The 9,588-nt window shown below is 70.3% G+C and carries 13 protein-coding genes; 9 read left to right on the top strand and 4 right to left on the bottom strand.

The window, feature by feature from the left end; genetic code table 11:
• Together ACFWN1_RS29015 and ACFWN1_RS29010 are read right to left on the bottom strand one after the other, a co-directional pair.
• Positions 1-156 (bottom strand): transposase domain-containing protein (locus ACFWN1_RS29015; RefSeq protein WP_384368266.1); only part of this gene is annotated, 156 nt, incomplete at its 3' end.
• 63 nt (positions 157-219) lie between these two features.
• Positions 220-687, bottom strand: a complete 468-nt coding sequence (locus tag ACFWN1_RS29010) for an RDD family protein (RefSeq protein ID WP_384368263.1) — start codon at positions 685-687, stop codon at positions 220-222.
• A gap of 212 nt (positions 688-899) precedes the next feature.
• Here ACFWN1_RS29010 and glnA point away from each other — a divergent pair, with 212 nt between their 5' ends.
• The gene (gene glnA / locus ACFWN1_RS29005; protein ID WP_384368260.1) at positions 900-2,309 is read left to right on the top strand and encodes a type I glutamate--ammonia ligase; all 1,410 of its coding nucleotides are present in this window, start codon (positions 900-902) and stop codon (positions 2,307-2,309) included.
• Between the two features lie 191 nt (positions 2,310-2,500).
• Here glnA and ACFWN1_RS29000 read toward each other — a convergent pair whose 3' ends face one another.
• On the bottom strand, positions 2,501-2,785 hold the full coding sequence (locus ACFWN1_RS29000; protein ID WP_384368257.1) for a hypothetical protein: 285 nt from the start codon (positions 2,783-2,785) through the stop codon (positions 2,501-2,503).
• 267 nt (positions 2,786-3,052) lie between these two features.
• Here ACFWN1_RS29000 and ACFWN1_RS28995 point away from each other — a divergent pair, with 267 nt between their 5' ends.
• The 4 genes from ACFWN1_RS28995 (at position 3,053) to ACFWN1_RS28980 (ending at position 5,341) form a co-directional block, all read left to right on the top strand.
• Positions 3,053-3,310: a hypothetical protein gene (locus tag ACFWN1_RS28995; protein ID WP_384368254.1), complete on the top strand. Its 258-nt coding sequence runs from the start codon at positions 3,053-3,055 to the stop codon at positions 3,308-3,310.
• A 257-nt stretch (positions 3,311-3,567) separates the two neighbouring features.
• Positions 3,568-4,488, top strand: coding sequence for a zinc metalloprotease HtpX (gene htpX, locus ACFWN1_RS28990; RefSeq protein WP_384368251.1), 921 nt, complete (start codon positions 3,568-3,570; stop codon positions 4,486-4,488).
• A 3-nt stretch (positions 4,489-4,491) separates the two neighbouring features.
• Positions 4,492-5,088 (top strand): hypothetical protein, encoded by a 597-nt coding sequence (locus ACFWN1_RS28985; RefSeq protein ID WP_384368248.1) that lies wholly within the window; start codon positions 4,492-4,494, stop codon positions 5,086-5,088.
• Between the two features lie 112 nt (positions 5,089-5,200).
• Positions 5,201-5,341, top strand: coding sequence for a hypothetical protein (locus tag ACFWN1_RS28980; RefSeq protein WP_384368245.1), 141 nt, complete (start codon positions 5,201-5,203; stop codon positions 5,339-5,341).
• A gap of 44 nt (positions 5,342-5,385) precedes the next feature.
• Here the strand turns inward: ACFWN1_RS28980 and ACFWN1_RS28975 are convergent, their stop codons facing one another.
• Positions 5,386-5,691 carry a hypothetical protein gene (locus ACFWN1_RS28975; protein WP_384368242.1) on the bottom strand — a complete coding sequence of 102 codons (306 nt, stop codon included), beginning with the start codon at positions 5,689-5,691 and terminating at the stop codon, positions 5,386-5,388.
• Between the two features lie 327 nt (positions 5,692-6,018).
• On the opposite strand from ACFWN1_RS28975, the gene ACFWN1_RS28970 reads away from it, so the two are divergent.
• The 4 genes from ACFWN1_RS28970 to ACFWN1_RS28955 all read left to right on the top strand — a co-directional run.
• Positions 6,019-6,747: a hypothetical protein gene (locus tag ACFWN1_RS28970; protein WP_384368239.1), complete on the top strand. Its 729-nt coding sequence runs from the start codon at positions 6,019-6,021 to the stop codon at positions 6,745-6,747.
• Between the two features lie 367 nt (positions 6,748-7,114).
• Entirely contained in the window at positions 7,115-8,155 is a 1,041-nt protein-coding gene (gene glnII / locus ACFWN1_RS28965; protein ID WP_384368236.1) for a glutamine synthetase, read from the top strand.
• 435 nt (positions 8,156-8,590) lie between these two features.
• Positions 8,591-9,205, top strand: coding sequence for a winged helix-turn-helix domain-containing protein (locus ACFWN1_RS28960; protein ID WP_384368233.1), 615 nt, complete (start codon positions 8,591-8,593; stop codon positions 9,203-9,205).
• A 61-nt stretch (positions 9,206-9,266) separates the two neighbouring features.
• Positions 9,267-9,588: NAD-dependent epimerase/dehydratase family protein (locus ACFWN1_RS28955; protein ID WP_384368230.1), on the top strand; the 322-nt coding region annotated here is incomplete at its 3' end.

Raw genomic sequence — 9,588 nt, 5'->3', positions numbered from 1 at the left:
GACGACCCGCGCCGGCAGCAACCGACTACGCCGCTCACCCCGCCCGGTCTCCGCGATCACCTCATCGACCAGCCCCGGCGGAAACACCCGCGTCAACACCCCGACCGCGACCCGGTCCGACAACCACTCCCTCGCAGGCGACTTGACCTGCCCCATCCTCGCCACACCACAACCAACGAGCACAAGACATCTAAGTCACCGGCATTGGCCCTAGGGGGCCTAGATCCTGACCTCGACGGTCCTGGCGAGGCGGTCGTGCAGGCCCCGGCCGTCGCGGTCCCAGACCAGGGCGGGGACGGCCAGGCAGAGCAGGAAGGTGCGCAACAGGGCGCGCGCCGGGCTGACGGTGCCGGTCGCCAGGGTGACGACGCGCAGCCCCAGGAGGCGCTTGCCCGGCGTGGAGCCGAGGGTGCCCACGGTGAGCGCGCTCATGACGAAGAACACGAGCAGGGCCCAGTTGCTGGTGGCCGGGCTGTTGCCGTGGGTGATCAGGCCGTATGCGATCAGCACGCACAGCCCCCAGTCCACGGCGAGGGCGCCGAGCCGGCGACCCGGACGGGCGATCGAGTTCGGCCCGTTTTGCGGGAGCCCGAGCTGCTCGCCCCGGTACCCGAAGTCGGCGCCCGCTTCTTCCATGGCCGCGCGCGGCCCGGAGAGCCACGAGCCCATCACTTCCCTGTTGTCCACCTCACCACGGTACTGCGCCTGGTTTCGTGCGGTACGGGCAGGGGTGTGACGGGGTTACGTTGTAGGAGTGGCTGGTTAACTTCTGCGAAACAAACGAGTCACGCCCGAGAAATCACCCGTCCCTAGTGTCGGGACCTAGCGTGTGCCACCGCACTGGCCGCACGAGACGATCTACCACCCCGGCGGGAACGGTCGGGAGTAGGAGGAGCTGGATGTTCCAGAACGCCGACGAGGCCAAGAAGTTCATCGCGGACGAGGACGTCAAATTCGTCGACGTCAGGTTCTGCGACCTGCCGGGCGTCATGCAGCACTTCACCGTGCCCGTCCAGGCGTTCGACCCTGACGAGGAGCTGGCCTTCGACGGCTCGTCGATCCGCGGCTTCCAGGCCATCCACGAGTCCGACATGGCGCTGCGCGCGGACCTGTCGACCTCCCGCGTGGACCCGTTCCGCCGTGACAAGACGCTGAACATCAACTTCTTCATCCACGACCCGATCACGGGCGAGCAGTACTCCCGTGACCCGCGCAACGTGGCCAAGAAGGCCGAGGCGTACCTCGCCTCCACCGGCATCGCCGACACCGCGTTCTTCGGCCCGGAGGCCGAGTTCTACGTGTTCGACAGCGTGCGCTTCAAGACCGCCGAGAACGAGGCGTTCTACCACATCGACTCCGAGGCGGGCGCCTGGAACACCGGCGCGGTCGAGGACAACCGGGGTTACAAGGTCCGCTACAAGGGCGGCTACTTCCCGGTCCCGCCGGTCGACCACTTCGCCGACCTGCGTGCCGAGATCTCCCTGGAGCTGGACAAGGCCGGCCTCCAGGTCGAGCGCCAGCACCACGAGGTGGGCACGGCCGGCCAGGCCGAGATCAACTACAAGTTCAACACGCTGCTCGCCGCCGCGGACGACCTCCAGCTCTTCAAGTACATCGTGAAGAACGTGGCCTGGCGCAACGGCAAGACCGCGACCTTCATGCCGAAGCCGATCTTCGGCGACAACGGCTCGGGCATGCACGTCCACCAGTCGCTGTGGTCGGGCGGCGCACCGCTCTTCTACGACGAGGCCGGTTACGCGGGCCTGTCGGACATGGCGCGCTACTACATCGGCGGCATCCTCAAGCACGCCCCGTCGCTGCTGGCCTTCACCAACCCGACGGTGAACTCGTACCACCGTCTGGTGCCGGGCTTCGAGGCGCCGATCAACCTGGTGTACTCGCAGCGCAACCGCTCCGCTGCGATGCGTATCCCGATCACGGGCTCCAACCCGAAGGCCAAGCGCGTCGAGTTCCGCGCGCCCGACTCCTCCGGCAACCCGTACCTGGCCTTCTCCGCGCTCCTCTTGGCGGGCCTGGACGGCATCAAGAACAAGATCGAGCCGGCCGAGCCGATCGACAAGGACCTCTACGAGCTGGCCCCCGAGGAGCACGCGGGCGTCGCCCAGGTCCCCACCTCCCTCCCGGCCGTGCTCGACCGCCTCGAAGCCGACCACGACTTCCTCCTCCAGGGCGACGTCTTCACCCCGGACCTCATCGAGACGTGGATCGACTACAAGCGCACGAACGAGATCGCCCCCCTCCAGCTGCGCCCGCACCCGCACGAGTTCGAGCTGTACTACGACGTGTGATCGTCCCTGCCTGACGCGAAGGGCCGCCGTCCCAGCCGGGGTGGCGGCTCTTCTTCGCCGTGTCGCCTGCTCGAAGCGCGACGTCGCCATATGGCCGCGACGTCGCCATATGGCAGAGAGTCGCAACATGGCAGAGAGGGCCGTCGCCCCGGGTGGGGTGGCGGCCCTCCGCTGTCACGCTGTCGTGGTCGTCAGGGGACGACGACCACCACTACGCCGCCGTTGTTGTAGCCGTAGCCGTTGTTGAAGCCGAAGCCGTTGTTGAAGCCATAGCCGTTGTTGAAGCCGTAGCCGCTGTTGAAGCCGTAGCCGTAGCCGTAGCCGCAGTTGCCCCACCAGCCGCAGCCGCGATTGGTCGACACCTGGGTGACCGTGGTGGCCGAGGCGGTGCCTGCGGTGGCCACTGCTCCGCCGGCTGCCAGGAGGAGACCGGCGGCGGACGCCGCCACAAGGCGCTTGGCGCGCTGTGCATTCATGGACGTACCTTCCTTCCACCCCGCGTGCGCTACGCGACTGCACGGTTCGGACGGCCGCGCACTCGGAGCGGGAAATCCGGCGCGGTCGGTGGGCTTGCCGCCTTCGGTAACCGGGACGACGCTGGATCGCGTCCCGCTCTGCGGCACTCTCCCGATGCTAGGTGAGCACCGCCGGCTCGGCATCCCGAGCCCTCGCGCAACCTTTTCCACCGCTCGCGCTTCCTACTTTCGGGGGATCGTGGTCCCCAGGACCGGGAGGGATGCGACATGGCCGAACAGGGTGATGGGGAGAAGGAGTTCGACCTGAGGTGGGCAGACTCCGCCGAGCACAAGGAGCCGTCCGCGCGGGCCCGGATGCTCGCGGCCCGCTGGAAGGAGAACCCCCCGGACCCGGCCCCCTTCCGGGCCGATCCGACGCCGGCGAGGTCCCGAGGGGGATCGTGGGTGTCGACGGCCGTGGTGCTGGGATGCGTGGTGGCGCTGATCGTGCTGCTGGGGTGGGCGCAGATGAGGCCGTCCCATTGACGCCAGGGACCCGGCTTGACGGCGGGGACCCGGCTTGACGGCAGGGACCCGGCTTGACGGCAGGGACCCGGCTTGACGGCAGGGACCCGGCTTGACGGCAGGGACCCGGCGACGTGGCTGGAGCTGGACCAGCGTGCGCGGGACGGCCGGGGGCCGGTGAAGCGGGGGAAGCCTTTGCCGCTCGCGGCCGCCCGGCACGGGCCGCGCCGGGTGCACACTGGATGCGGGGGGAGAGGTCGAGTATGGGGTGATGCGGGATGCGGAGCCGTTTTCGCAGTGACCGTCGGCTGACCGTGCGGATGACGGTCACCATGTTTCTGCTCGGGCTGCTGTACGTGGCGTTCGTCGCCGCGCTGATCGTGCTGCTGAAGTCGTGGGTGCTGGTCGCGGTGCTGGTGGCCGTGATGTTCGTGGCGCAGTTCTGGTTCTCCGACAAGATCGCCATGTTCGCGATGCGCGGGCATGTGGTGGAGCGGGAGCGGTATCCCGAACTGCACGCGGTGGTGGACCGGCTGTGTGCCATCGCGGACATGCCGAAGCCGGTGATCGCCGTGTCCGAGCTGGACATGCCGAACGCGTTCGCCACCGGCCGGAACCCCGATCACGCGGTGGTCTGTGTGACCACCGGCCTGCTGCGGCGGCTGGAGCCGGCCGAGCTGGAGGGCGTGCTGGCGCACGAGCTGTCGCACGTGGCGCACAAGGACGTCGCCGTGATCACCATCGCGTCGTTCCTGGGTGTGATCGCCGGGCTGATCGTCCGGTTCATGTTCTACTCGCAGCTCTTCGGCGGTGGCCGGCGCGACCAGAACACCGCCGCGATCTTCGCCGCGGTGATCGGTGTCTCGGCGGCCGTGTACGCGATCAGCTTCCTGCTGATCCGGGCGCTGTCCCGGTACCGCGAGCTGGCCGCCGACCGCGCGGCCGCGCACCTGACCGGCCGCCCCTCGGCGCTCGCGTCGGCGCTGACCAAGGTGTCCGGGGAGATCGCCCGTATCCCGACGAAGGATCTGCGCACGGCGCAGGCGTTCAACGCGTTCTACTTCACCCCGGCCACCGGCAAGGAGCCGGGCATCGAGCGGATCTTCTCCACCCACCCGCCCCTGGAGCAGCGGCTCGCCCAGCTCGGCCGCATCTCCGCGGAGCTGGGCGAGGCCGCCGCCCCCGAGAAGACGGGCTGATCATTGGGTCTGCTGGACATCCTGCTGGGGCGTACGAAGCCGGTGGCGCCCGATCTCGATCAGCTCTTCGCGCTGCCCTCGGCGGCGATCACCCTCCAGGCGGCGGCCGGGTTCACCCCGACCGGCGCGGGCGCGGTGTGCTTCGCCACGGTGGAGGGCGCGGCGTTCGAGCAGACGCGCCGGGAGGTACGGGAGCTGCTGGACGCCGACGCCGGGCGCAGCGGGCCTCCGGTGGAGCTGACCCAGGACGACTTCGGCTACTCCTGGCTCAGTTCGCACCGCTCCCCCGAGCAGCTCCCCGAGCTGGTGAACGACCTCCACGCGGTGAACAGCTCCCTGGAGGCCAACGGCTTCGGACCCCAACTGCTGTGCTCCCTCGCGGTGTTCGAGCGGGCCGACCAGACCGACGACCGCCGGCTGGCCCTCGTCTACCTCTACAAGCGGGGCACCTTCTACCCCCTCTGCGTCCGCCCCGGCCGCCGGCGCCGCGACAACGCCCTGGAGCTTCAGGTGGCGTCGGCGCTGGAGGGGGACCTGCGGATCGAGAAGGACACCTCCCGGTGGTTCCCGCTGTGGGACGCACCGGGGATGACGGGCTGAGCGGCGGACGTGTCATCGCCGCTGCGGCACCTGGCTTCGGCGCATGACGGAGCGACGTGCGCACCATCGGGGCGGCGCTGACCGAGGCGGAGCGCACCTCTCGAGGAAGGGCTTGCCTCCCTGGCGTACGCCCCGGACGCCGCCGAGCCGGCCGGGCCGTGGCGCGAGCGGCCGGACGGACCTGACCGTCGAGGTGCTAGGCGGCGGCCTGGAGGCGTATGTGCGAGGTCTGCTGGAGCGGTACGGGGGCTGACCCCGGCACCGGGCGCCCTCGGGGAGGCGCCCGGGGGCGTGGGCTCAGTGCAGCAGGGCCCGCACCATGCGGCAGGTGGTGGCGGACGGCGGGTGGACGCCGAGCCTGTCCGCCGTGTCGCGGATCGCCTCGTCGCGGGCCTGGGCGGGCCGGTAGACGCCCGAGTCGAGCAGGGCTATGGCGAGGCGCATGGCCTTCAGGCGCCGGTTGTGCGACACGTACCACTCGCGCGGCCGCCCGGCGGGCAGCGGGCGCTTCGCGACGGGTACGTACGGCGAGTCGAGCGGCACGGGCCGCTCGGCGGTGGACTGGGTCGGCGACGGCTTGTTCCTCAGAGCGGCAGCGGGCACGGACAACCTCCTGTGGCGAGCGGAGCACCCGCCCGGAAACCTCGGCGAACACTCTCGAACACTGCCCCCAGTCTACCGGCGGGCACTGACAACGGGGAGGGCGCGCAGGGGTGTTGAATGCGCTGATGGGAACGGAAATTGACATGCCGTCACGTGAGTGACGAGAGGGGCGCTGGAAATTCGAACAAGGCTCCTCGCGGGCCGCCCGGCCGGGCCGACTCGGCTATGACGCAGGTCACTTATTCCACGGGTGTGACCCTTGAGTCACGGCGGCCGGGCCTCCCGTACATAGCGGCGTACGCTCCCCTACCCCCCATGGAGGCGCCGATGTCGCGCAGCAGAAGTCTCGGCACCAAGAAGAAGATCGCGCTGTTCGTCAGCGCCGCCGCGGTGGCGGGCGGTGGGGCCTTCGCCCTGGCGAACTCCTCGGACGCCGCGCAGAGCCCGCAGGACGCCAAGACCCTGTCGTCCGCCGCGGACTCGACCGCGTGCCAGGGATTCGCCACCGCCCTCGGCAACAACCAGAAATTCATCGCGGACCAGAAGGCGAACCCGGACGCGCAGTCCTCGGCCCGGATCGCCAACCGCGAGGCGGTCATCGCGCAGATCAAGGTCCAGCAGAAGGCCGCCGGCTGCACCGTTGGGGAGTCGGCTCAGGACTCCCAGGCGGGCAACCAGCAGGCCGCGGGCCAGCAGGCCGGAGGTCAGCAGGCCGGTGGCGGACAGCAGGCCGGCGGGCAGCAGAGTGCCCCGCCCGCGCAGAGCGCTCCGCCCGCGCAGGGCAACGGCGGTGGCGCCGCCGCTTCCGGGCAGCAGGTCTGCAACGGCTCCACCGTCACCCTCTCCGGCGAGGGCGGCGCCCCGGCCGCGTCCAGCAACCAGTTCCCGATCGGGACCACGCTGAAGGTCACCAACCTGGACAACAACAAGTCCACGACCGTCAAGGTCGCCTCGGTGTCCGGCAGTTGCGCCCTGCTCAACAACGCGGCCTTCGAGCAGGTCCGGGAGCCGGGCAAGTTCCTGATCCGCCGCGCCGTGATCGAGAAGGTGGGGTGAGGCGCGACGAGGTGAACGGACACCGGTGAGAACACGGCCCGGACCGACCTGACGTCGGCTCCGGGCCGCTCTCCGGCTCTCCGCACCCCGCACTCCGCACTCCGTACCGACGGGCGGGGTCCAGGACTCGCCGCCTTGCGCGCACCGCCGCGCAGGAGGAACAGGCGGCGCCCCAGGACCCCGCCTCCGTCATGTCCGAAGATCGTGAGCCGTGCCACAGAACCTGTGGGTAACACGGGGTTCACCTGAGGGCAATGATCGGGAAATCGCCTCTTGGCACGCTGCCGGACATATCGACGCGGCGTCCGTGCCACGGCGCGGCGGCACCACCCGGTGCGCCCGAACCACCCCCGAAGGATGTGTCCCCGTGACCTTCAAGGCCGAGTACATCTGGATCGACGGCACCCGGCCGACGGCCAAGCTCCGTTCCAAGACGAAGATCATCACGGGTGCCCCGGCCGGTCTCGACGCGCTTCCGGTCTGGGGCTTCGACGGCTCCTCCACCAACCAGGCCGAGGGCCACGCCTCCGACCGCGTACTCAGGCCGGTCTTCACCTGCCCGGACCCGATCCGCGGCGGCGACGACATCCTGGTGCTGTGCGAGGTCCTCGACACCGACCTGACGCCGCACGTGTCCAACACCCGGGCCGCGCTCGCCGAGGCCGAGGACCGCTTCGGCGCACAGGAGCCGATCTTCGGCATCGAGCAGGAGTACACCTTCTTCGACGGCACCCGTCCGCTCGGCTTCCCGGAGAACGGCTTCCCGGCTCCTCAGGGCGGCTACTACTGCGGTGTCGGCGCCGACGAGATCTTCGGCCGTGACGTCGTCGAGGCCCACCTGGAGAACTGCCTGCAAGCCGGCCTCGGCATCTCCGGCATCAACGCCGAGGTCATGCCCGGCCAGTGGGAGTTCCAGGTCGGCCCGCTCGCCCCGCTGGAGGTCTCCGACCAGCTGTGGGTGGCCCGCTGGCTGCTGTACCGCACCGCCGAGGACTTCGGCGTCTCCGCCACCCTCGACCCCAAGCCGGTCAAGGGCGACTGGAACGGCGCGGGCGCGCATACCAACTTCTCTACCAGGGCCATGCGCGAAGGACCCGAGGGGTACGCCGCGATCATCACCGCGTGCGAGTCGCTCGGTGAGGGTTCCGCGCCGCTGGACCACGTCAAGAACTACGGCGCCGGCATCGACGACCGCCTCACCGGCCTGCACGAGACCGCCCCGTGGAACGAGTACAGCTACGGCGTCTCGGACCGCGGTGCCTCGGTCCGCATCCCGTGGCAGGTCGAGAAGGACGGCAAGGGCTACATCGAGGACCGCCGTCCCAACGCCAACGTCGACCCCTACGTGGTGACCCGTCTGCTGGTCGACACCTGCTGTGCCGCGCTGGAGAAGGCCGGCCAGGTCTGATCTCACATACCGAGACGGGGCGCCCGCCGAGTTGGCGGGCGCCCCTTCGGGCTACCTTGGCCAGCAGTGGTTTTCGGCCAAGAAGGCGTCAAGGACGCGTCCAAGGGGTGAGAGAAGGCTGCTGCCCGGCGCCCGCTTCTGCTTCAATAGGCCCATGGTCGGCTTCCAGAACTGCGTAGCTACGGGTCGTGACGACCTGGAGCCGTTCTGGCCTTCCCGTCAGCATGACGACTTCGACCGAGTGTGTTGCCGCGCGGCTGTCGCGCGGGCCCTCTGAGCACCGTAGATCCCTGAGCGCCGTACACCACCGGCCTCACGGACTCCCCGGCCTCCGGCCAGCGCGGAACGACGAACGTTTCCCGGCGCGCACCCGGTCACGAGCCGCGGTCGCCGCCTCGCCCGACGACACTCCTCGCGCGAAAGAGCTGACCTCTCATGGCGACCCACCGTCCTCAGTCCACCGCCACCACCCTCACCGACCGCCCCGGCGCCCCGGCCGCCGCCCCCCGGCACCGGCTGCGCGCCGTCGACCGGGACGAGGAGTGGCACCTGCCCTCCCCCACCGTCGCGGAGACGGTCGCGTCGGCCGTGGCGGAGCTCCTGCCGCCCGGCGCCACCTGGCTGCCCGCCCCGCCGCACACCCTGCCCGACCTCCCCGGCCGTCCCCCGATGGTCGGCTACCTGGTCCTGGTCCCCGCGGACCAGCGGCCCCCCTTCGCCCCGGTGGCCGTCCCCGCCCCGGCCGAGCAGGCCCCCGAGCCGGTGGTGCGGATCGACACCCAGCGGCGGATCGCCCATGTGGACGGACGTGAACTCGACCTGACGTATCTGGAGTTCGAGCTGCTCGCGCACCTCGTGACCCATCCGCACCGGGTGCACACCCGCGACCAGCTGGTCACCACGGTGTGGGGGTACGGCCATGTCGGCGACGGCCGCACCGTCGACGTCCACATCGCCCGGCTGCGCCGCAAGCTGGGCGCCCAGTACCGGCACGCCATCCAGACCGTCCGCCGGGTCGGCTACAAGTACACCCCGCCTACGGCGGGTTGAGCGGGTCAGCTCTGAGCGGACGCGTGTGCGGACCGCGTCCGCTCGGGGCACGATCGCCGGCATGAGACTTCTTGTGCTGGGCGGAACCGAGTTCGTGGGCCGGGCCGTGGTGGAGGCCGCGCTGGAGCGGGGCTGGGAGGTGACCGCGTTCAACCGGGGCAACCGCCAATCCCCGCCGGACGTCAGGTCGTTGCACGGAGACCGCACCTCACCCGAGGGTCTCGCCGCGCTCACCGCCGACGACAGCCACTGGGACGCCGTGGTGGACACCTGGACGGGCGCGCCGAAGTCGGTGCTGGAGACGGCCCGTCTGCTCAAGGACCGCGCCGACCGCTACGCGTACATATCCACCCGCTCGGTGTACACCTGGCCCTGGCCCACCC

The organism is Streptomyces sp. NPDC058459 (assembly GCF_042721685.1).
Lineage (GTDB): Bacteria > Actinomycetota > Actinomycetes > Streptomycetales > Streptomycetaceae > Streptomyces.
This window is presented reverse-complemented; position numbering and strand designations above follow the sequence as displayed.